Below are 22378 nucleotides of genomic sequence, written 5' to 3' on the forward strand. Positions count from 1 at the left end.
TCATGACTACACCTGAAAACCAATCCCGGAAGATCGCCGTCGTTGGCTCCGGCTACATGGGTGGCGGCATCGCCCAGGTCCTGGCACTCGGTGGCGCCCGGGTTGCCCTGGCCGATGTTTCTGCCGAGGTAGCGCAGAAGAACTACGAGCGTTTGCTGGAAGAGTCGGAGCAGTTCATTGCCGACGGCCTCTTCCCGGAGGGTTCCACGGAGATCCTGAAGCAGAACCTGTGGGCCGCCAAGGACATCGAGGAAGCCGTTGCTGACGCTGATTTCATTGAGGAATGCGTTCCCGAGGTCCTGGAAATCAAGCACCAGACCCTTGCCCGGATCAGTGCTGCAGCCCGCCCGGACGCCCTGATCGGTTCCAACACGTCCACCATCTCCATTGCCGCCCTGGCCGAGGCCGTCACCAATCCGGAGCGCTTCCTGGGCGTGCACTTTTCCAACCCGTCGCCGTTCATTCCCGGCGTCGAGGTAATCCCGCACGCGGGCACTTCGGCTGCCACGGTCTCCGCATCCTGTGACTTGGTCCACGCGGCCGGCAAGCAGACCGCCGTCGTCAAGGACGTCACCGGTTTCGTGCTGAACCGCCTGCAGTACGCGCTGTTCCACGAAGCGGCGCAGCTGGTGGAGCAGGGCATCGCAACAGCGGACGACGTCGACACCCTGGTCCGTACGACGTTCGGCTTCCGACTGCCCTTCTTCGGGCCGTTCGCCATCGCCGACATGGCAGGCCTGGACGTCTACAACTTCTGCTACAAGTCGCTGCAGACCGGCTTCCCGGAGCGCTTTGCGACGCCGAAGATCCTCTCCGACCTGGTCGAGGCCGGCAAGCTCGGCACCAAGACCGGTGCAGGGTTCCTCAATGTTCCCGCCGAACGGACCCCGGAACTCATCGCCTATCGCAACAAGGCCTACGTCGCCATGCAGAAGCTCATTGAAGAGCTCGGCCCGGCACCCATCAACTAACAGGAGAAACACATGACTTTCCCCGCATCACGGACAGCTGTGGTCACCGGAGCTGTCTCTGAACGTGGCATCGGCCGCGCAACCGTCAACTACCTGGCCGCACAGGGCTGGAACATCGGCATCATCGACCTCGATGACGCAGCCTGCAAGGCAGCCGCCAAGGAAATCGCCGCAGAATACGGAGTCCAGGCACACGGCGTAGGCGCCAACGTAGCCAGCGAAGCCGAGGTCCGCGCAGCCATTGACGAGCTGGAAAACGAGTTGCCGCAGATTGTGGCCCTGGCCAACGTTGCCGGTGTCAGCTCGCCCATCGGGTACCTGGAACTCGAACCCGCCGAATGGGATCGGGTCCTGAACATCAACCTCAACGGTGTCCACTACGCCACACGGCGCGTGGCTGAGTCCATGGTGAAGAACCGCGTTGGCCGCATCGTCAACATTTCCTCGGTTTCCGCGCAGCGCGGTGGCGGCACCTTCTCGAAGACTCCGTACTCGGTGGCAAAGGCCGGCGTCATTGGGCTGACCCGCGCTACAGCCCGCGAGTTGGGGGAGTACGACATCACCGTCAACGCGATCTCCCCGGGCCCCATCGACACCGACATCATGGGCGGAACCTTGAGCGAAGAGCGCAAGGACGAGCTGGTCAAGGACCTCGTGGTGAACCGCGTCGGCTCCACCCGTGACATCGCCGCAGCCATCGCCTTCCTCATCAGCGAGGACTCCGGATACATCTCCGGCCAGACGCTGAATGTGGATGGCGGGCTTTACATGCACTAGGCCTTCGTCGATGAAGACCTGGACCCGTGAACGGAAGATCTACCTTGCCGTGGGCGTCCTCGCCTGCGCCGTGGGCCTGGTGCTCATTTTCTTCCCGCGCTGATAACCCGCATTGGTTATCTCCCCCAACTGACTACTCAAAGAGGAGTTTCAATGTCCGTCGCCTCGACTTCCACCAAGGAGTTGCTGGATTCGCCGGTTTTGAAGTCGGCAATATCCAAGGCTTCATTCCGGTTGATGCCCATGCTGGTCATCCTGTACGTGGTGGCTTTCCTTGACCGCACCAACGTTGGTTTTGCCGAAGCTGCCCTTGGGGTGGACAAGGGCATTACCGCAGGAGCCTACGCACTCGGTGCCGGTATTTTCTTCATCGGCTATGCCCTGTTCGAGATCCCCAGCAACCTTCTGCTCACCAAATTCGGCGCGAAGATGTGGCTTGCCCGCATCGCTGTCACCTGGGGCATCGTGTCGGCCTGCTTCGCCTTCGTGCAAGGCGAAACCTCGTTCATCATCCTCCGCTTCCTGCTCGGTGTCACCGAGGCGGGACTGTTCCCCGGCGTCATCATGTTCCTTGCCGCCTGGTTCCCCAACAAGGTCCGCGTGAAGATGTTCGCCATCTTCTACCTGGCCCAGCCGTTCTCGCAGATGATCGGCGCACCGCTTTCCGGGTGGCTCATCAACATCGGCGACCAGGTCCCGGGCGTTGCCGGTTGGCAGGTCATGTTCTTCGTTGAAGGCATGCTCGCTGTCGTGGCCGGTATTGCCGCCTTCTTCTTCCTTATCAACAGCCCGCAGGACGCCAAGTTCCTGAGCAAGGAAGAAAAGGTTGCCCTGACCGACGTCATGGCCCTTGAAGACAATGTGAAGGAGGAATCCGGTCCCCGGGGTGTCCTCGCCTCAATGCGGAACGGCAAGGTCTGGTACTTCACCGTCATCTACTTCTGCCTGCAGATTGCGGTCTACGGTGTGACGTTCTACCTTCCGCAGCAGGTGTCCCAGCTGACCGGCCAAAAGGTTGGACTCGCCGTCGGGCTCCTGACCGCGATCCCGTGGTTCTTCGGCATCTTTGCCTGCTTCTTCATTGGAAGGGCAGCAAACACGGTCCTCCGCAGGCGTCGCTGGGGTACAGCATTGTTCGTCTCCACCGGGCTGTGCATCTTCGGTTCCGCTTGGGCCGGCGCCAACCACCAGCCGACCCTCGGCATCATCTTCATCACCCTGGCGGTGTGCAGCTTCCTCGCGATTGGCCCCATTGCATGGTCGTACCCGACGGCGTTCCTCACCGGAACGGCCGCGGCCGCCGGTATCGGCCTGATCAACTCATTGGGTAACCTGGGTGGTTTCGTCGCACCGATCCTACGCACCTCGGTCAACCAGATGACGGCTTCGGACACGGGCACCATGGGCGTGTACGCCTTGGGTGTTCTGCCCTTCCTGGCAGCAATCATGATGTTCGGAACGCGCGCCTTCACCAACAAAGCAGATGAGCTGCTGGACAAGTGATGCTATTGAACACTGACGCCGTGTACGTGGGGGTCAGCACCAAGATGTACATGGGCTACGCAAAATCCCTGGCGTGGCTGGAACAGTTGGTGAAAGAAGTGGACGCCCGTCCGGCCCTGGCGGCCGGGCGGGTGGTCCCGTTCGTCATCCCTTCGTTCCCGGTTCTTCCTGCCGCCGCGGACCTTGTAGCTGAGTCACCGGTTGTTCTGGGGGCGCAGAACTGCGGATGGGCTGATGGCCCCTGGACGGGTGAGGTGGCGCCATCGATGCTCGCCGAACTCGGCGTCGGGTTGGTGGAAATCGGGCACGCCGAGCGGCGGCGCTGGTTCGGCGAGTCCGACGCGATGATCGCGCTCAAGGTGGATGCCGCCGTCGAATCCGGTGTGACGCCCTTACTGTGCGTGGGGGAGGATGAGCAGGCCGCCCCGGAAGCTGCTGCCGGGATTGTCTTCCAACAGATCAGTGCCGCGGTGTCCGGAGACTGGTCCCGGGCCGGGCGGCTCGTGGTTGCCTACGAACCGGTGTGGGCGATCGGTGCCCCGGAACCTGCCTCGGCTGAATATGTCTCGGCAGTGGTTGGAGCCCTGCGTGCAGCTCTGGGCCAGCACGGGCTGGCGGGCATGCCGGTGATCTACGGGGGTTCAGCCAAACCGGGCCTCCTGCCGCAGCTTTCGGGCGTTTCCGGCCTTTTCCTGGGCCGCTTTGCGCACGATTCCGCGAACTTCGGCCGGGTCCTGGATGAAGCCCTCGCCCTCCCAACTAGGTGACAGCAAACGGCGCTCTGGGCCGTCAATGGAGCGTTTGCTGTTACTCAGTTGGGTTTGGCGCGTTGGCAGAGGGCTACGAAGCCGCCCAGGTTTTCCAGTCCCTCCGGATGTGTCGGGAGGTAGTTGGTCAGCTCGGGCGAACGCACGACGACGGCACGCCACTGACCGCGCGACACCGCCACGTTGATGCGGTTGCGGGAGAGCAGGAACTCCATGCCGCGGGGGACCTCGCCGGCGGCGGAAGCCGCCATGGACACAATCACCACGGGAGCTTCCTGGCCTTGGAATTTGTCCACGGTCCCGACGCGGACTTTGTTCAGGCCGGCCGCGTGCAGCGAATGCTTGATGAGCTGGACCTGCGCGTTGTAGGGCGCCACCACCAGGACATCGCTTTCCTCAAGGGGACGGCTGTCCGGAGAATGGGATGGGTCCAACCACATAAGGCGCAGGTGCGCCTGGACCTGACGCAGCACTTCTGCGGCTTCCTCCGGTGAGCTGGTGGAGTTCCCGGTGTGGTGGACATAAATACACGAAGTTCCCGGGTCGGCACCGTCCAAGTGACGCTGTGACGCGGCCGGGGCAGCCTCCAACCGGGAGTCGTACGACAGCTCCGAGACGGCACCACAAAGTTCCGGGTGCATCCGCCATGACAACGCCAGGAAGTAGCCGAGGTTCGGCGGCAGGGTATTGTGTCCGTCGGACAACCAGCCCAGCGCCGACTCGTCAACCGGTTCGGGATGGGTTCCCTGGGTGACCTGCGGAAGTTGCTGGGGATCCCCAAGCAGCAGGAGCCGCTTGGCAGCCCGGGACACGGCCATGGTGTTGGCGAGGGAGAACTGACCGGCTTCGTCGATGACGAGAAGGTCCAGGGATCCTGCAGGAACTTCCTTGCCCACCATGGCCCAGGCGGTGCCCCCGATCAGCGCACCACCGGGCATGGACAGGGCTTCGGTGACGTCGGCCTTTCCGCACCCGCCCCATGGCACGGGATCGTTGTGCTTAACCTCTTTGGCCACCCGCTGAGGGTCCACACCGGCTTTTTCGACGGCGGCACACAGCATGTTTTCCACCACGGCATGGGACTGGGCCACCACGCCGACTTTCCAGCCAGCCGCCACGAGCCGGGCCAACACGTGCGCCCCCACGTGCGTCTTGCCACTGCCGGGAGGGCCCTGAACCGCCAGGTAGGAGTGGTCAAGGTCCTTGACTGCCGCCGTAATTGCGTCAACGTATCCGTCGGGACCGGGTTCCACCGCAGGAAGCGTTTGAAGAGTGCGCAGTCTGGGCGGTTGTCGTCGGACCAGGTCCAGCGCGGGGTCCTTGGGCCACTCCGGGAGGGAATCCCGGAGCCGGGTGGCCAGTGCTGCCAACGCTGCCCTTTGGCCGTTGGTTGGAATCGGGCTGTCCGGGGTCAAGGCCATCGGGACTTGGGTGAACTCGGTGGAGTCTTTGCGCAGGCTTTCGGCAATCGTGACGAATTCGAAATCCCCATCTTCGCCAACCTCGCTGACTTTCGTATTGCCCCAACCGGCACGGCCGAGCACCGAGGATTCCTTGGCCAGCAACGCACCCGGAAGCGGGGGACCGTACATTCTGAAGTACGTCTTGCCGGGCTCCAAACCCGCACCGTCCCCCGACCGTCCGAGCAGTTTGACCATCCGGACCGGGTTACTGCGAGGTGTGGGCTTGGCCCAATCCTGCAGCAGCTCCGCGTGGTCCACAACAAAAATGTCCCTGGCGTCATCCCACTGTGAAGTGGGCTTCTCGAGACGGTCGAAGTGCCCCCACCAGTGTTGCTTGTCCTCGCGCCGGTGGTAGCCGACACCCGCGGCCACAATCCCTATGGCCCGTGCATCCAGGGTGGAGCGTTCGTCGTCCGGGAGCTGCGCCAGGTACTCAAATAAGGCTGTCTCCTCGGGCGCGGCCTCGTACGCCGCCACGTCCTTGTCGCCGTTCTCGCGGTCATTGGGTTCTTCAATAAACGAGCCCGGCTGGATGCGGCGCTCGGCGGCCCTGGCCAGCAACCAGTTGCGCAACTCCAGGGTGGAGAGGCAGTCGTACTCGTTGTAGTCCCGGATGCCCTCAAGGATCGCGGCGGCTTTGGCAGCCTCGCCGGTGTCCCGGGCCGTGCAGTAGTCGGCGTAGGCAACCACGGAGGCACCGGCGTCGGTCACGTCTCCCGAACGCAAGTGCTGTCCCATGTACAGGGGTTCAAGCTTCTTGATGCTGTAGGAGTTTGAGGAGATCCGGATACTGTGCCGCACGGTGTCGTAGAGGTCAACCAGGACGCCTTGCTTGAGGAGGTCATCGACGGCGGTTTCACCCATCACGTGCGTCAGGGACAGGTTCCGGAGGGCGGTCTTCTCGTAGGCTGCATAGTGGTAGATATGCATGCCCGGGTACTGTGCTCGGCGCTTGGCGACGTAGTCCAGGAAGTCCACGAAGGCCTTGCCTTCCTCGGCCCGGGAGTGTGCCCAGAAGGGGCGGAACACGGGCGACGCCCCCGGTTCCACGGGGTTCTCCACGACGCCGAACAGATACTCCAGGCCCCATTTTCCGGTGACGGGGTCCTGCCACAGGGGATCCCCTTCGAAGTCGAAGAAGATGTCGCCAGGATCAGGTGCAGGGAGCCTGCCCAGCGTGTTGTCCGCAAGGACGTTGTAGCTGATGGACTTGGCTTCGCCGGATTTGTCCGTGTAATCAACCGTCCCATCAGGGGATCCGACGCCGGTCTGCAGCCGGGCCTGCCCACGCAGCCGAAGCAAGGTGTGGTCGCCCTCCGCGGGCATGGCGGCCAGTTGGTCGATGGTGGTGACTCCGGCTTCCATCAGCTTCTTGCGCCTGCCGATCCGCATGCCTGCCACCATCAGCAGGTCGCGGTGCAGCAGAACCTGTTCGGCGCAGTATTCACAACGACCACAGGCCGTGACGCGGGGGTCTCCCCACTCCGCAGGCCCGGATTCGGCAACGTGGGTTGCGGTCAGATCCAGGAAACGCCCGCGCCGCTCTTTGAACACGGGCAGGATTTGGGAGAGTGGGTGGTCGCTGTGCACCCGGTTCCCCAGCACCAGGGTGACTGTGGGATCCGGTGTAATGCCGGCTTGCAGGAGCTGGTCCCCGTAGGCGGCAAGCTGGAGGAGTGCCGTGACCTTGGCATGGCGGGCCAACTTGGTATCGAAGACCGCATACTGCCCGCCGGGCTTCTTCACCAGGAAATCCGAGCGTCCATGGAAGGTGCCATCAAAGAAGGCGGCCTGGAACACCACGTCCGCTCCGGCAACCAAGGCGTTGATGGATTCCGCATGCTTGGCCCTCAGGGTGGCGCGGTCCATCGCTGAGGCGGGTTCGACGTCGTAAACGCCTTTGCCTGTAGCCGGGTCCCACTGACCAAACTCAGCTACGAACTCGTCCAGCACCCGATGCTCGTGGACATCTCCAAGCTCTGCAGTGCGTTCCAGCATGGCATCAGTTGGGAAGTCCGGCCGCGGTGTGCGGCCCAGCTTTTCATCGAGCTTCCGCAGCAACTGGTATTCACACGTGGCGGCAATGACTAGATCGCTTGCCGAGAAGACCAGGTCCTGTGGGGCGCCGGCCAGCTCCGGATCGAGAAAGAACACCGTGGGCAACCTGCCTTCCTTGCTTGTGAATACCCTTGTAAGCCAAGCTATCAGCGGGCCCCGACAATTTAGTGTGCGGTCGCTTTAGACTGCCCCCATGACAGAATCGACCCATGCCACAGATGCGGCCTTCGAGGCCGCCTACCAAGCCGCGCAGAAAAGCCTCAGCGAGGGCGGAATCCCCATCGGGGCAGCCTTGGCACGCGGCGGGAACGTCATAGCAAGCGGCCACAACGAACGCGTCCAGCACGGCGACCCGATAGCCCATGGGGAAATGTCCGCATTGCGTGCGGCAGGACGGCAGAAGAGCTACCGCGACACCACTTTGTACACCACCCTGGCACCCTGTGCGATGTGTACGGGAACCATCATCCAGTTCAAGATTCCCCGCGTAGTGGTGGGGGAAGCGGAGACTTTCCCAGGTGAGTTCGACCTCCTGCGCTCCCGCGGGGTGGAGGTAGTGGTCCTGGACGACCAACGCTGTGTGGACATGATGCGCGCCTTCCAGGAAGAGCATCCGGAACTCTGGGCCGAGGACATCGCGGAATAGCCCACCACGAAGGAGCGACGACGACACCAAGGGCAGGGTGTCGTCGTCGCTGGCTGCTGGAGCCGTATGCCGAGGAGTCAATCGACTATTTGGCGGGCTTCTTCGGGGCCGACCGGCGGGACCGGGCCGCCGGGGTTGCGGGGATGAGTTCCTTGACCTGTGCCACGACGGCGGCATTTGCGCCCCGGCTTCCCAAGTCCTTGGCCAGGGTCTCCACTTCCGCCTTCGCCGCAGTGGTGTCATCGGTTTTCGCATGCAGGTCAGTGCGCAACTCCACCAACTTCCGGTAGGCCAGGTTGCTGCTTCGGGTGCCTTCCTGCTGGTAACTGGCCAGGGCTGGTTCGGTCAGGCTGAGCGCCCTCCCGGGATCCGCGCTGTGATGCTTGACCATCTTGTCCTTTTGCCTGCGGTAGAAGTCATCGCCCACGGACTGCGCGACGGCGGTGGCCGCCTTCACGCCCAAAGGCTCACCGTTGAATCGATCGGCAGCCTCGGTCAGGGCATCCAGGCCCTTGCTCAAGTACGGAGACATGGAACCCTCGAAGGCGAGGGTGAGCCCAACCTCGCGGGTGAAGAATTCCGGGGCGAAGCGGTCCTGCTCCTTGGTGAGGGGGAAACCCACGCGCAAAGGCAAGGTGTTGGACGCCTGGACCACGCCATCGGTGCTGTACACGGCCCGGACCAGGTATTGGCCCGGCTGATCGAAGACGAAGCCGAGCGTTCCATACGCCAGTGGCACCAGCTCGCTGTAACGGTCACTGCCATCGCTTTGGCCATCAGCCGGGGCAGGGGCGAGGGTCACCGGTTCCGGAAGTCCGTAGAAGCAGACCACCGATTCGTGCAGCACCACGGTCCCGTCAGGTTTTTGGACGTATACGCTGGTGTTTCCGTACCGGGGATCCAGCCGCGAGTCCACCAACACCGGGGAGTCACTGGTGTTCCGCAACCGGAACTCGATGGCAACGGGTTCCATGTAGTCGAAGTAGTCCTTGGCCGACAGGAGCAGTTCAATGTCGCTTCCGGGCCCGGACACGGTCATGGCGCCCGGGGGTGATTCGAGATGCCCACCTGATGCCCACGGGTCACCGCCCATGATGACGGCGGCACGGTCGCCGTGCCGGATATGGAGCAGTTCGTCGTCATCAAAACGGAAGCGGAAGTTGGCCCAGAATGTATCCGCGCCGTTGCGCTGATCGTACTTCCAGTCGTAGTTCATCCAGGACAGGGAGTCCGGGCGTGCTTTGTCCCATGCGTGGAGGAAGTTGAAGGCATGCCCGGCTTCATGGACCCACGTATAGAGGAAGTGGCGCATTGCCCACGCCTGGTCCTGGGTGGCGGGATTGCTGACAAGGTTGGTGAACCACGTGTGGTTGCGGAAGACGGCGAAACCCTGGCGGTCCGGTCCCCGGCCAGCGCCGCCAAACCCGGCAGCGGCGTCGAACATGATGCCCCCCACCCCGGCAGAATCGAACAGGCCGGCCTGGACGCCCCAGAGGTTCCAAGCGGGCCAGCCGGAGTTGTACTTGCCGAACGATGTCTCCATGGCATCGTGGAGTTCACCGACACTCCACGAAGCGAAGCCCGGAGCGGAGTCGTCAATGACTGTATGGACGGCGTCAACGGTGACCGCGATTCCAGCGTCCCGGTACGAGGACTCGATGGTCAGCGTCCGTTCGGGAAGATCGGCCGGGCGGTTGTTGTGGGCGTGGCTGTTGTAGATGGGTACTTTCGGCTCGATGTCCACCGACTGGCAATAGTCCAATTCCAGGTTCACATCCCTGAAGCAGTCTGAGCGGTACTTGCAGGCGTAGGGTGCCCCTGCGATACCTCCGCCGGTAAACGTGGCCACAGCTCCGGTGATGGCTCCGTGCGACCACGAGACCACGATCTCCACAGTGGTCACCGGATGGGTGCCCTTCCAGAACCGCACGGTACCGGTGATGTGGGCGCTATTGGTGCTGATGGTGGCCACTGGGTTATCGACAATCCACGACTCCACGTACGTCTTCACCACCTGGGTGAGCCCGCCGATTTTCACGGTTCGGATACTGAAGAAGTCCCCGCTGACTTTGTTCAAAACGGGAGATTCGACGCCCTGGCGGGGATCGACGTCGAGCCTTAGTTCAAGTGCGCTGCCCACCGGGCCGGTGACGGCCTGATTTCCTTCATACCTGCCGCTGATGGCGGCGGTGCGCCAACAGCGCCACCAATCCTCCGACGGGAAGGGGAACGAAGCGGGCGATGTACCAGGCGCGGGAGGAAACGCGTCTGAGGGGTGGTGGGGGACAGGGTCAAGGAGGGTGCTGGGGACGTTGGGGGTGTCCATGGGAGGATCTTTCTCGCGCTGCAAGCAATCAATATGCGATCGCCGGTACGGGGCCGGAGGCGGCACGACCTGGGTGAGTCGACCGGGTCCGGGCGAAGCGGCGGCATGACGGTCCAGGGCGAGGCGGTGCGAGTGGGAGTCCCGATAGGAGATGAGTTGGCCTGTGCCCGGAAGCCGTGAGTAACCCAAAACGAGGATACTCCAACGAATGGATTATATCCAGGGAAATCCGCGGAAATTTCGGTGCCCGAAGAGCGTAGCCGTCTGGTCTCCCCTGGGCGCCCGGCGTAGGCTGGCAGCATCGGCGCCGGAGCCGAAGGACCAGCCCAAGGACCACCCTGAAGACCCCGACCAGACCCCGACGTCGATGACCCCAATCGATGAAGGAGGACTCCCATGAGTGTCGTACGTGAATTCATGACGACGGATGCCAAGTGCGTCGTCGAGGACCAGACTCTTGAAGCAGCTGCCCGCATGATGCGGGATATGGACTGCGGTTCACTTCCCATCTGCGGCAACGACGGCAAACTCACCGGCTTCATCACCGACCGCGACATTGTGGTCAAGTGCGTTGCCGAAGGAAAGGACGCCCGTCAGGTTCTGGCCAGGGAACTGGCCCAGGGCAAGCCGTACTGGATCGACGCCGATGCCAACGTGGACGAAGCTATCCGCATGATGGAAGAGCACCAGGTGCGCCGGCTCCCAGTCATCAGCAACCATGCCTTGGTGGGCATCATCAGCCAAGGCGACATCGCCCGCAACTATGCCGAGCAACGCGTCGGTGAATTGGTGGAGCACATCTCCGCCAAGGAGCATATGGCCCGCTAGTATCCGGACACCACCATCCAGCCGCCGCGAGGGGCTCCCTAGAGGAACGCCTCGCGGCCTGTCCCCTCGCGCAAGACCAGTTCGCCATTTTCGATCGAGGCGATCAGGCTCTTGGGCTTGCCCGCCAGCTTCCTGCTTGCGCTGAGACTCCGGGTCCTGACTTCCACTCCCACGGTGGCGCCCTTCGCGGGAAGCTCCACCGTGAGCTCGTCGGCCATTCCCAGCAGCATTTTGGTGGACACTTCCCGTGCCGAGGCAGCCTCCTTGCCGTTCACGGTGACAGTTACGTCATCGGACTCGAAGCCGTCCTGGAGGATGATCAGCAGTTCCTGCATGGTTCAACTACAACACCAACAGAGCCACCGGGGTAGGGGCCGACCTGAAACTGTCGGCCGGGTGAGGCAAACTGTCATGGTGACTTCAAATCTCCAACACCAGTCAGCTGACTCCGCCATCCACGCTCAGATCGCCGAAGAACTTGGCGTCAAAGCCTGGCAGGTCAAGGCCGCGGTGGAACTGCTCGACGCCGGATCCACCGTTCCCTTCATCGCCCGCTACCGTAAGGAAGCCACCGGGACGCTCGATGACACCCAGCTCCGCGACCTTGAAGAGCGGCTCCGGTACCTTCGGGAGCTGGAAGAGCGGCGGAAGTCCGTCCTCGAGGCGATTGCCGCCCAGGGCAAGCTGACCCCGGAACTGGAGGCCGCCGTCGTCGGGGCCGATACCAAGGCCCGGCTGGAAGACATCTACCTGCCCTTCAAGTCGAAGCGCCGCACCAAGGCCCAGATCGCCCGGGAGGCCGGCCTCGAGCCGCTGGCAGACGCCCTGCTCGCCAACCCGCAGCTGGACCCGGCCACTGAAGCCGCCAAGTACCTGAACGCAGAGCACTCGATTGAGGACGCGGCCACAGCGCTCGCGGGCGCCCGTGCCATTTTGGTGGAGCGGGTGGGCCAGGACGCCGACCTTGCCGAGGACCTGCGCGAACGCCTGTGGAAGCAGGGGCGCATGGTGTCCCGGGTCAAGAAGGGCATGGAGGCCGAGGGCCAGAAGTTCAAGGATTACTTCGAGTTCACCCAGGTGCCTTCGGGGATGCCTTCGCACCGCGTGCTTGCCCTGCTCCGCGGCGAAAAGGACGGCGTCCTGGAGCTCGACCTCGCCGAGGCGGACCCCTCCGACGACGACGCCCTGGCCGCCGCCCGCGGCAGGTACGAGAACGCTGTGGCCAAGTGCCTTGGGGTTTCCAACCAGGGCCGTCCCGCCGATACCTGGCTGACGCAGACCGCCCAGTTGGCCTGGCGTGGCCGCATTCTGGACCGCCTCACCACGGACCTTCGTGGCCGCATGTTTGCCGACGCCGAAGACGAAGCCGTGCGTGTTTTCGCCGCCAACCTGCGCGACGTCCTCCTCGCGGCTCCGGCGGGCAACCGCGCAACGCTCGGCCTGGATCCGGGCCTGCGCACCGGCGTCAAGGTGGCCGTTGTGGACGGTACGGGCAAGGTAGTGGCCACCGACACCATCTACCCGCACGCTCCGGCGAAGAAGTGGGACGAAGCGTTGGCCACCCTTGGCCGTCTCGCCAAACAGCACAACATCGAACTCGTGGCGATCGGCAACGGGACTGCCTCCCGTGAGACGGACAAACTGGCAACCGAACTCATCAAATCCCTGGAAGCGTCCGGATCCAAGGGAATCCAGAAACTGGTGGTCTCCGAGGCCGGCGCATCCGTCTACTCAGCCTCAGCCCTTGCGGCGTCCGAACTTCCGGGCATGGATGTCTCCCTCCGCGGTGCCGTGTCGATTGCCCGACGGCTGCAGGATCCCTTGGCCGAGCTGGTGAAGATCGAACCCAAGTCCATCGGTGTGGGCCAGTACCAGCACGATGTCACGGCTGCGAAGCTGGACCGCTCCTTGGATGCCGTAGTAGAGGACTGCGTCAACGCGGTGGGAGTGGACGTGAATACGGCCTCGCCCGCGTTGTTGAGCCGCGTGGCGGGCGTCGGTCCGTTGCTGAGCGAGAATATCGTGGCCTACCGGAACGAAAACGGGCCCTTTGCCAAGCGCAGCGATCTGAAGAAGGTGCCCCGCTTGGGCGCCAAGGCCTTTGAACAGTGCGCCGGCTTCCTCCGGATCACCGGGGGAGCGGAGCCGTTGGACGCCTCCAGCGTCCACCCGGAGGCGTACTCCGTGGCGCGCAAGATCCTGGTGGCGGCCAGTGGTGGCCCTGCTACGGCACTGGATCCGCAGGCCTTCGTGGACGGTACGTTCGGGCTGCCCACGGTCAAGGACATCATGTCCGAGCTGGAGAAGCCCGGCCGGGATCCGCGCCCGGCATTCAAGGCGGCGTCGTTCTCTGAAGGGATCGAGAAGATTTCCGACCTCAAGCCCGGGATGATCCTGGAGGGCACGGTCACCAACGTGGCGGCGTTCGGCGCGTTTGTCGACGTCGGGGTGCACCAGGACGGCCTCGTGCACGTCTCGGCCCTGTCCAACAAGTTCGTCTCCGACCCCCGGGAAATCGTGAAGTCCGGGCAGGTTGTACGGGTCAAGGTTCTGGAGGCCGATCCGGAACGGAAGCGCATCTCCTTGACGTTGAGGCTCGACGACGAACCCGGCACCGCGGGCGGCCGCACCTCCGGTGTTCGCACCTCTGGCGGCCCGCGTGAGGGGGATCGTCGTGGAAACCAAGGCAGGCCGCAGCAGTCGCCGGCCGCTCCGGCGAACACGGCCATGGCAGAAGCCCTGCGCCGGGCCGGGCTGGGGAAGTAGGGAACCCCCGCGTTGCCCTAGGCGGGGATCGGTTGAAGGGCCATGGGCAGCCACCGGCCGATCCGCTCGAACGCCTCCTTCCGGATGGGTTCCGGGGACAGGAAGATGTCGTGGAAGGCGTTGGGCAGCCGGCTCACCGTTACGGTGTCCGCCAAGGACAACGAACGGTGGGCCACCGCGTCCACGTTGAGGGCCACATCTGCGGTGAGGGCATCGGCGGACCACTTCGGCTGCAGGTAGCTCTTGTCCGAGAGCAACACGAGCACCGGTATGTCGATGCCCAGGCCTGCGGCAACGGTGGCCTGTCCGCGGAACACTGCGTCCAGGAAGGCTGGCGTGAGAGGGAATCCGCGATCGGGACGCCATTCGAGATTGTAGTCCCATTCACCATCCAGGGCCGCCGAGACTGCCCGCGTGTAGATCCCCGGATCCACGGGAGGCAGCGGTGTCAGTGGATGGAGTTTGGCGTGCAAGCCCACCAGGGGTGCAATGGCGCGGCGTCCGAGTTCAGTGGCCTGGAACTCCAACCATGGGCTGTTGAGGATCAGTGCCGAAGCCACCCCGGGGTGACGTGAAGCCCACAGGCTCAGGGTGAGGCCGCCGGTGGAGTGGCCCAGGAGGATGAGCGGCCGGTCCTGGTTCCCGGAGCGGCCAATGGCCTCCAAAGCCGCGGCGATGTCGGCGTCGTAATCGGCAAGGTTGGTCACCAGGCCCGGCACAAGGCCGGGCCTCAAGCTGCGGCCATAGTTGTGCAGGTCCAGGGCATGGAACCGTGCGCCCGCCCGATGCCAGAATTCGGCGAGGTGGCGTTGGAAGAAGTAGTCGGACCAGCCGTGGACGTACAGGACATCAGCGTCGAGGCCAACGCCATCGGGAGCGTTAGGCCATTGCGGACCATTGCCGAGGTGCTGGTCAGGGCCAAGGTACTTCACCAAGGTGGCGACAGCGCCGCCGTCGAGCTCCAAAGTCTGTTGCTCGAAACCCTCGCCAAGAATGTCCGGTACCCACGGTTGCGTCATGGATCCGATCGTAGCGGTTCGCCGGTGCTGGGGGTTTTTTCCTTCTGCCAGGGCCAGCGGCCGGTTATTTCCAGCTCCAGCGAGAAGCTGAGGAAGGTCCGGATGAGCACGATGATCGCCAGGACGCCCACGCTCTCAAAGGTGGGCGTTACTGCGACAGTACGGATGATGTCGGCAGCCACCAGGAGCTCCAAGCCCAGCAGGATGGAGCGTCCCAGTAATTGACGGTAGGCGCGGTACGGCGTGAACGGTTCCAGTCCAGGGGCGCGTTCGGGTTGGTAGCCACGGAGCGCCATGGGAATGGAGACCAGGGCTCCGATCACCATGACCGCCACGCCCGCAGCGTCCATGTACCTGCCGACAGTCTCGATGATGTGCTGGAAATCCATGGCCCTCCCTGTCTTGGTGGATGTGCCTCTACAGCGCCGGTGCAGGCACCGGGAAGAACACCCGGGGATCCTGGAGCAGCGCGGGATAGTCGAAGTCGGAGCGCTTGATCACGTTGGTGACCTCGAAATTGCGGGCGAACCGGCCATCGACAGTGATGGGACGGCCGTGGATCAGTCCGACGGCGAAGGTGCTGCCGCCGTCGAACGGGACCGCGATCTCGGTCTTGCCCGGGAGGGTGCTGAACGCCTTCTCCTGTGCCTGGCGCTTGCGTGTGGGCTTCTTTTCCTGCGGCTTGACGGGACGCTTCTTGGCTCCGCCTACCTGCCGCCGCGACTTCTCCTCGGCGTAAACGAACTGGTATTCGTCATCGGCTGAAGGAGCAACCGTACGTGCCTTGCCGTGGGGTGGCATGCTCACGGTGGTCAGCTCTTCGGGCCGAAGGTCCCCAACGGCGGAGCGCAGGATGAACAGGCGGTCCTCTTCGGGATCCTCCGGGTGGAATTCGTGGTTGGGCTCGGGCCACACGTATTCCAGCTTTTCCTCGGTGCCCGGGAAGAGCTGCGCGTAGTGCTTGGGATCCTTGCTGATCAGCTTGGAACGGTGGCTGATATGCAGGTCCTCGTGTCCCAACCATGGCGGCATGATGATCCTGGAGGCGTAGTCCGGGTGGGCCGCCTGCGGAGCGAACTCCGCAATGTTGGTGCGGGTGTTGTCCGGGTGGCCGCGCTCCATCCATTCGTCGGCCATCGCCAAGCCGTACAAGGTGAGGGCCGGAACGTGCCCCATCCACATACGGACAGCCGGGTGGGACTGCCAACCGTACTCCGGGATCACCAACGCGCGCAGTACCTGGAGGGCTTCGACGCGCTGTTTGCCGAGCCTTGAAGTGTCGAGCGCCGCGGCACTCTCACGGAAATCGGCAAAGGGGAGGAAAGTCTGCATCCTTTCAGTCTGAGGGTGCCGGGCGTGAGAACCAAGTTGAGTGCTCCGGGACACGTGCCCGTGTTCGGGCCTAGAGTAATCGGGTGGAAACTATTGGCGAGAAAACAACCACCACGGCACCCCCGGTTGCCGAACTGCACCTGCACATCGAAGGGACCCTCCAGCCAGAGCTGATCTTTGACCTGGCCGAACGCAACGGCATCGAACTGCCTTACGAAGACATTGAAGAACTGCGCGGGAAGTACGAATTCTCGGATCTGCAATCCTTCCTGGACCTCTACTACGCCAACATGGCTGTCCTGCAGACCGAGCAGGACTTCACCGACATGACCCGCGCCTACCTGGAGCGAGCAGCCGCCGGGGGAGTCCGGCACGCGGAGATCATGATGGATCCCCAGGCGCACATCTCCCGGGGTGTGGCCTTGGAAACCTGTGTCAACGGAGTGGCCAACGCCCTGGCAACCTCCGAAGAGGACTTTGGTGTCTCCACCCTCCTCATTGCCGCGTTCCTGCGGGACATGTCCGAGGAATCGGCCCTTGAGGTGCTGGAACAGCTCCTGGCCATGCATGCTCCCATTGCGGGCATCGGCCTGGACTCGGCCGAGGTGGGCAACCCGCCGTCGAAATTTGAGCGCCTGTACCAGCGCGCCGGCGAGGCGGGGCTCCGACGGATCGCCCACGCCGGCGAAGAGGGCCCGGCGTCATACATCACTGAGGCGCTGGATCTGCTCCACGTCGAGCGGATCGATCACGGGATCCGGTGCATGGAGGACACCGACGTGGTGCAGAGGCTGGTGGCCGAGCAGGTGCCGCTCACCGTTTGTCCGCTATCCAACGTCCGGCTGCGCGCAGTGGACAAGCTGGAGGACCACCCGTTGCCCGAGATGCTCGCCATCGGCCTGAACGTCTGCGTCAATTCGGACGACCCCGCCTACTTTGGCGGGTACGTGGACGACAACTATGAGCGGCTGGTGGAGGTCTTGAAGTTCTCGGTGCCCGAGCAGGCCACAATGGCGGCCAACTCCATCCGCTCGTCTTTCGCTTCGGACGCCCGGAAAGCGGAGCTCCTGGATGAGGTCACCGAATGGGTCAAATCATCGGTCACGGGCGCCTGAAGCACGCCAGCCGATACCCGTACATCACTTGCGGCGCTTGTGATGTCACACTCAGTCACGACACACGGTGTTTACCTGCTGCAGTCGCGGGAATTAACAATTCATTGGCAAACTGCAAGGGAATATCCCACGTAGAAGGAGAAGCATGGGCGCGAACACCGCCGAGAACACCAACCTTCGTCTGAAGGCCGTCCTGGACATCCTCGCAGAGGGCGTATGGTCCGGAACTACGCTGAACGCCGGCGAAGTGCTGGCCGAAGCGACTGCACGCGTTCCTTTCAACGATCACGAGGCTGAGCTGCTCAGCGGCGGCATCCCGCGCGGCCACAAGACCCTCACCACCGCCTCGGCCAAACTGGTCAAGGCAGGCTGGCTGGTCAAGGGACGTTCGGGCTGGACCATCCCCGAAGACGGCCTCCGTGCGACGGTCGCGTTCGCAGATGTTGCAGCTTTCGCAGCAGCGCTCGACGCCGGAACACCGGTACCTGCCGACGTTCCGGTCCCGACAGCCCCGCCCGCGAAGGCAAAGGCCAAGCGCGTAGCCGCTCCCAAGCGTGCCGCCGCAAAGAAGGAAACGGCGCCGAAGGTCGCGGCCAGCGAGGTCGCGGAGCCCAAGGTGGCCGCAGCCAAGGTATCGGCTCCGAAGGCAGCTGCCGCCACCAAGAAGCCTGCCAGCCGGAAGGCTCCCGCCAAGGCAGCGGTGGCCACCGCCGTCGAGACCGTGCCGCAGCCGGACGCCGTCGCGATTGCCGGTGATTTCAACAAGATCCTCGGCTCTCCCGAGGATTGGGCACCGCAGTATGAAGAAGCGCAGATGACCTTCAGCCCCTTGGCCCAGGTGTGGACGCTGACCGCCGAACTGCCGGCCGGTTTCTACACCTACAAGATCGCGCTGAACCGCTCATGGGACGAGAACTATGGCGCGTTTGGCGCCCGTGACGGTGCGAACCACGAGTTGAACCACGACGGCGGACCCGTCACCATCACGTACAGCCACGCCACGCGGGACATCGTGGTGAGCTGATTTCGTTGGCCCCGCTTTCTTAGGGGCGCAGGGCTGCCCTTGTTCGTCCCCCACTCCGTTATGCGGGGAGGGGACGGGCAAGGGCAGCGTTGGGTAAGGTTGGTCCATGAACTCTGCGGGGAAGCGACTCACGGCACATGTCACGGGCGTCGTCCAAGGGGTGGGATTCCGCTATTGGACCGCCCGGAAGGCCGACGAACTGGGCTTGACGGGCACGGTCCGCAACAACGCTGATGGCTCGGTGGAGCTGGTGGCCGAGGGATCCGCAGGCGACGTTGACCGCATGGCCAGGTGGCTCCAGTCCTCGCAGGCTCCGGGCCGCGTGGAAAACGTTGACTTTGACACCTCCGAAGCTGCCGGAGGCTTCACAGGATTCCGGATCGTCGGCTAGGGCCGGGGGAGACCTTAGGGCCCCGGGGACGGCAAAGCTTGCCGACTACTTGGTGGGGGCTCCACCTGCCGCGAGCGAAGGTCGCATGGCTTCGATGTAGTGTTCCAGCGGTTTGAGCGCGGGCTGCGACGCAGCATCGCGGACCGCATCTGCGCCCACGGCGTTCGCTACAGCCAGGGCGTGCACGTGCTCAAGGCCGGCCTGAAGGGCCAATACCAACGCTGCGCAGAATGCGTCACCGGCTCCGATGGTGTTGGCAATGTCCGTGACGCGCACGGCGGGAGCTTCCGCCGCCCGTTCGCCGTCCACGAAGATCGCTGAACCCTCGCCACCGTACGTCACGGCCACCAGCGGAGCGCTCTTCAGTGCCGGGATGAGCTCGTATTCCGTCTCGTTCACGATCACCAGGTCGCAGCGTTCCAGCAGTTCCGGAATGATCGGTGCGGCGGGGGCGGCGTTCAGCGCAAAGAAGCCCTTGCTGGCCCGTGCCGCTTCCAGCACCACGTGCTGGTCCACCTCCAGCTGGCACAAAACGGCCTCGTGCTCCTCGAAGGTGACACCGTCCAGCGACACCGCGGCGTTGGCACCCGGGCACACCACGATCTGGTTTTCGCCGTCGCTGTCGACCAGTACCAGCGCCGTCCCGGTTGCCTCGTCCACCCTCGCGATGCCACTGATGTCGACGCCGGCGGCGGCCATCGCGTCCAGAAGTGACCGCCCGGCGTCGTCCTGGCCTACGGCCCCCACCATGCGCGAGCTGCCTGCGAGCCGGGCCGCGGCGACGGCTTGGTTGGCACCTTTGCCGCCGGGCTGCTGTCGGAGGGAGGCGCCACCCACCGTCTCGCCGGGGGAGGGGAGGCGGCTGGCTGTGGCCGTGATGTCGAGGTTGATGCTGCCCACCACGGTGAGGCTCGACGGCGAATTGGGCGCGGCAGAATGAACGGTGTTACTCATGGGAGATCCTTTGGGGTGGGTCAGCTCGGCGTGAGCTTCAGGAGGACTGGATGACGGAGAGGTGTCCGGCCTTGGCGGCAACGAGGCATTTGGCCAGGTAGAACGGTGAGCCCTTGCTGCGGACGTACTGGGTGAGGACCAGCACGGGGTCGGACGGGCGCAAACCGAGCAACTTGGCGCGGCTGGGGCCGGCGGTGCTGAGGCTGATTTCGCATTCACCCGGCCCCAAGGACAGTCCCGGCAGTCCGCAGAGGACTTCAAGGAGCGTCGCTGCGGAAAGGGTGGGTGCTTCGGCGGCTTCTTGAAGGGCTGATGCCTCGGGGATGTCCTGGGCGACGTTTTCCTGGAGGTGTGCCACGGGTTCGCCGTCGCGGATGAGGACGCTTTCCCAGAACCACACGTCCTTGTCGGGTTCCACGCCGATACCCGGCGCTACGAATTCGGACGCCGGTTGCTTGATGGCCGCTACCCGTTTGACCTGGATGTCCTGGTCGGGACCCCCGAGCAGTTGGTCGAAGGGGCGGATGTGTTCAATGCCGATGCGGGGGAGCGAATCGGCCACGAACCTGCCAACACCCCGGCGTGCCCGGGTGAGGCCATCTTCTTCCAGCAACATCAGCGCTTCCCGGATCACGGTGCGGCTGACGTCCATCATGGTGCCCAGTTCTGTCTCCGTGGGGAGCAAAGAACCTGGCGGCAGGATTTTGGTCCTGATGGCTTCGGCGATGCGGGAGTACGCGGCGACGCGAAGGGGCTGACCCGGCTGGGTTGCGATGGGTCGGGACAGGAACTGGACGGCGTTGTCGGTCAAGGGGGCCTCACTTGGAATGGGTTACCGACACTGTACCCGAAGAATGTGACAGGTTGCACAAGCTCGTAATACATGCTTGTATAACAACTCACATCTCGTGGCGCCGCCCTGCGCCCTCGGACAAAGGAGTTTGATGTGAACATCCCAACCGGCCAGCAGACCGCCGACCCGCAGGCCCCATCCCCGGAAGACACCAGCCCCACTGCGGACGGAGGCCGGATCCACGGCAAGGCCGCAGCCATGCTCATCTCGACGCTGGTGCTGGCTGTGCTTGCGTTCCAGCTCAACGCCAGCATGATCACGCCTGCACTTCCGCACATCGGCTCCTTCTTTGGTGAAACCCCCGAAGCCGTCGCCCAGGTGCAGTCGATGTTCTTCCTGGCCGGCGCCATCTCCGGGCCGGTGATCGGCCGTTGGAGCGACTTCATCGGGCGCCGCAATGCGCTGCTCCTGGTTTTGGTGATCATGGGAGCCGGAACGGTGCTGTGCATCTTCGCCCCCACCCTGCCGCTGCTGGTCGCCGGCCGCTTCATGCAGGGTGTTTCCAGCGCTATCTTCGCCCTGTCCTACATCGTGCTCAACGAGTACCTCCCGGCACGGCTCTTCGGTACGTCCATCGGGATCATCGCAGCCATCAATGGAGGCGTCGGCGGCGTGGATGGCTACTTCGGAGGACTCATGGCGGAGACCTTGGGTTTCCAGTCGATCTTCGTCGCCGTGCTGGTACTGGCCGCGATCGCCGTCGTCAGCGTCATCAAAGTGGTGCCGGGCGGTAAGTCGGCGGTGGCCCCGGGCCGCATGGACTGGTGGGGAGCGGGTTCGCTGTCCGTGTTCCTGGTCTTCATTACCTACTTCGTGTCCACGGGATCCTCCGCCGGCTGGACCTCGCCGTCGGCCCTCGGTCTTCTCGCCGGCAGCATCGCGTCCTTCACAGCTTTCTGGCTCGTCGAAAAGAAACGCGAAACTCCCTTGGTAGCTGTGCACCACCTCCGCTCCCGCCAGGTTTGGCCGGTCATCGCGACCACCGTGCTGACCCTCGCCGGAATCTTCGCCATCATCAACTTCACCGTGGTGCTCCTCAGCCAGGACAAGGTGAACGGTTTCGGCCTGCCGGCCTCGGTGGCGGCGCTGCTGTTCCTTACGCCGGCCGCGCTGATCGGAGTCTTCGCAGCTCCGCTGGCAGGTTGGATCGCCGACCGCCGCGGCTGGATCAAGACCGTCCGCGTTGGTACTGCCAGCAGCCTTGCCTGTGCCATTGTGGCGGCCCTGTTTGCCAACAACCAGATCGCAGTGCTCGTCGCGATTGCTGCCTTGGGCATCTTCTACAACGGCTTCTTCCTCACCGCCATCAACGGATTGTCCGTGCTGCTTTCGCCCAAGGAAGCACCCGCCGCACTGCCGGGAATCAACGGTGCCTCTTTCGGCATCGGGGCGAGTCTCGGCGTCGTGGTCGTTGCGCCGTTCGCCGGCCAGGGCACCGCAGCCGGGTACTCCGCTGCCCTCTGGATTTCGGTGTCGATCACCGCCGTCGCGTTCATCGTGAGCCTGTTCATCGCTGCGCCGAAGGGCGAAAAGATCTAAAGCACGACGCCGGTCCGCCGGTTTCGCACGCACCCCACCTCTACCC

At 63.9% G+C, this 22378-nt stretch carries 19 protein-coding genes; 11 read left to right on the forward strand and 8 right to left on the reverse strand.

Features of this window, described 5'->3' with window-relative positions; genetic code table 11:
- Positions 1–2 precede the first annotated feature (2 nt).
- From ACFUOZ_RS07585 to ACFUOZ_RS07600, 4 genes are all read left to right on the forward strand, one after another.
- Positions 3–971, forward strand: a complete 969-nt coding sequence (locus tag ACFUOZ_RS07585; RefSeq protein WP_377546348.1) for a 3-hydroxyacyl-CoA dehydrogenase family protein — start codon at positions 3–5, stop codon at positions 969–971.
- A 12-nt stretch (positions 972–983) separates the two neighbouring features.
- Positions 984–1748, forward strand: a complete 765-nt coding sequence (locus tag ACFUOZ_RS07590; protein ID WP_377546350.1) for an SDR family NAD(P)-dependent oxidoreductase — start codon at positions 984–986, stop codon at positions 1746–1748.
- Positions 1749–1901: 153 nt separating this feature from the next.
- Positions 1902–3251, forward strand: coding sequence for an MFS transporter (locus tag ACFUOZ_RS07595; protein WP_377546352.1), 1350 nt, complete (start codon positions 1902–1904; stop codon positions 3249–3251).
- Entirely contained in the window at positions 3251–4018 is a 768-nt protein-coding gene (locus tag ACFUOZ_RS07600; RefSeq protein ID WP_377546354.1) for a triose-phosphate isomerase family protein, read from the forward strand. Before ACFUOZ_RS07595 ends, ACFUOZ_RS07600 begins: the two co-directional genes overlap by 1 nt.
- A gap of 44 nt (positions 4019–4062) precedes the next feature.
- On the opposite strand, the gene ACFUOZ_RS07605 is transcribed toward ACFUOZ_RS07600, so the two are convergent.
- Positions 4063–7635 carry a TM0106 family RecB-like putative nuclease gene (locus ACFUOZ_RS07605; protein ID WP_377546447.1) on the reverse strand — a complete coding sequence of 1191 codons (3573 nt, stop codon included), beginning with the start codon at positions 7633–7635 and terminating at the stop codon, positions 4063–4065.
- A 97-nt stretch (positions 7636–7732) separates the two neighbouring features.
- Between ACFUOZ_RS07605 and ACFUOZ_RS07610 the strand changes: the two genes are divergently transcribed.
- A complete protein-coding gene (locus ACFUOZ_RS07610) occupies positions 7733–8185 on the forward strand; it encodes a nucleoside deaminase (protein WP_377546356.1) in 453 nt (150 codons plus the stop codon).
- Between the two features lie 85 nt (positions 8186–8270).
- On the opposite strand, the gene ACFUOZ_RS07615 is transcribed toward ACFUOZ_RS07610, so the two are convergent.
- Entirely contained in the window at positions 8271–10511 is a 2241-nt protein-coding gene (locus ACFUOZ_RS07615; protein WP_377546359.1) for a hypothetical protein, read from the reverse strand.
- A 396-nt stretch (positions 10512–10907) separates the two neighbouring features.
- On the opposite strand from ACFUOZ_RS07615, the gene ACFUOZ_RS07620 reads away from it, so the two are divergent.
- Entirely contained in the window at positions 10908–11339 is a 432-nt protein-coding gene (locus tag ACFUOZ_RS07620; RefSeq protein ID WP_377546361.1) for a CBS domain-containing protein, read from the forward strand.
- Between the two features lie 38 nt (positions 11340–11377).
- On the opposite strand, the gene ACFUOZ_RS07625 is transcribed toward ACFUOZ_RS07620, so the two are convergent.
- Positions 11378–11674 carry a hypothetical protein gene (locus tag ACFUOZ_RS07625; RefSeq protein WP_377546364.1) on the reverse strand — a complete coding sequence of 99 codons (297 nt, stop codon included), beginning with the start codon at positions 11672–11674 and terminating at the stop codon, positions 11378–11380.
- Between the two features lie 76 nt (positions 11675–11750).
- Here ACFUOZ_RS07625 and ACFUOZ_RS07630 point away from each other — a divergent pair, with 76 nt between their 5' ends.
- Positions 11751–14105: a Tex family protein gene (locus ACFUOZ_RS07630; protein WP_377546366.1), complete on the forward strand. Its 2355-nt coding sequence runs from the start codon at positions 11751–11753 to the stop codon at positions 14103–14105.
- 17 nt (positions 14106–14122) lie between these two features.
- Here ACFUOZ_RS07630 and ACFUOZ_RS07635 read toward each other — a convergent pair whose 3' ends face one another.
- Genes ACFUOZ_RS07635 through ACFUOZ_RS07645 form a run of 3 tightly spaced genes read right to left on the reverse strand, consistent with a single transcriptional unit; the run spans position 14123 to position 16456 of the window.
- Positions 14123–15124 (reverse strand): alpha/beta hydrolase, encoded by a 1002-nt coding sequence (locus ACFUOZ_RS07635; protein WP_377546368.1) that lies wholly within the window; start codon positions 15122–15124, stop codon positions 14123–14125.
- On the reverse strand, positions 15121–15513 hold the full coding sequence (locus ACFUOZ_RS07640) for a DUF1622 domain-containing protein (protein ID WP_377546370.1): 393 nt from the start codon (positions 15511–15513) through the stop codon (positions 15121–15123). Before ACFUOZ_RS07640 ends, ACFUOZ_RS07635 begins: the two co-directional genes overlap by 4 nt.
- Before the next feature lie 28 nt (positions 15514–15541).
- Positions 15542–16456, reverse strand: a complete 915-nt coding sequence (locus ACFUOZ_RS07645) for an MSMEG_6728 family protein (protein ID WP_377546372.1) — start codon at positions 16454–16456, stop codon at positions 15542–15544.
- Between the two features lie 83 nt (positions 16457–16539).
- Here ACFUOZ_RS07645 and ACFUOZ_RS07650 point away from each other — a divergent pair, with 83 nt between their 5' ends.
- From ACFUOZ_RS07650 to ACFUOZ_RS07660, 3 genes are all read left to right on the forward strand, one after another.
- Positions 16540–17571 (forward strand): adenosine deaminase, encoded by a 1032-nt coding sequence (locus ACFUOZ_RS07650; protein WP_377546374.1) that lies wholly within the window; start codon positions 16540–16542, stop codon positions 17569–17571.
- 145 nt (positions 17572–17716) lie between these two features.
- Positions 17717–18595 (forward strand): glycosidase, encoded by an 879-nt coding sequence (locus tag ACFUOZ_RS07655; RefSeq protein WP_377546376.1) that lies wholly within the window; start codon positions 17717–17719, stop codon positions 18593–18595.
- A gap of 106 nt (positions 18596–18701) precedes the next feature.
- Positions 18702–18986, forward strand: a complete 285-nt coding sequence (locus ACFUOZ_RS07660) for an acylphosphatase (RefSeq protein WP_377546378.1) — start codon at positions 18702–18704, stop codon at positions 18984–18986.
- A gap of 45 nt (positions 18987–19031) precedes the next feature.
- Here ACFUOZ_RS07660 and ACFUOZ_RS07665 read toward each other — a convergent pair whose 3' ends face one another.
- Complete coding sequence (locus ACFUOZ_RS07665) at positions 19032–19940, reverse strand: ribokinase (RefSeq protein WP_377546381.1); 909 nt, start codon at positions 19938–19940, stop codon at positions 19032–19034.
- Between the two features lie 37 nt (positions 19941–19977).
- The gene (locus tag ACFUOZ_RS07670) at positions 19978–20751 is read right to left on the reverse strand and encodes a GntR family transcriptional regulator (protein WP_377546384.1); all 774 of its coding nucleotides are present in this window, start codon (positions 20749–20751) and stop codon (positions 19978–19980) included.
- Between the two features lie 135 nt (positions 20752–20886).
- On the opposite strand from ACFUOZ_RS07670, the gene ACFUOZ_RS07675 reads away from it, so the two are divergent.
- A complete protein-coding gene (locus tag ACFUOZ_RS07675; protein WP_377546386.1) occupies positions 20887–22332 on the forward strand; it encodes an MFS transporter in 1446 nt (481 codons plus the stop codon).
- Positions 22333–22378: the final 46 nt, after the last annotated feature.

It is taken from the genome of Paenarthrobacter sp. NPDC057355, from assembly GCF_042667405.1.
In the GTDB taxonomy this organism is placed as follows: Bacteria; Actinomycetota; Actinomycetes; order Actinomycetales; family Micrococcaceae; genus Arthrobacter.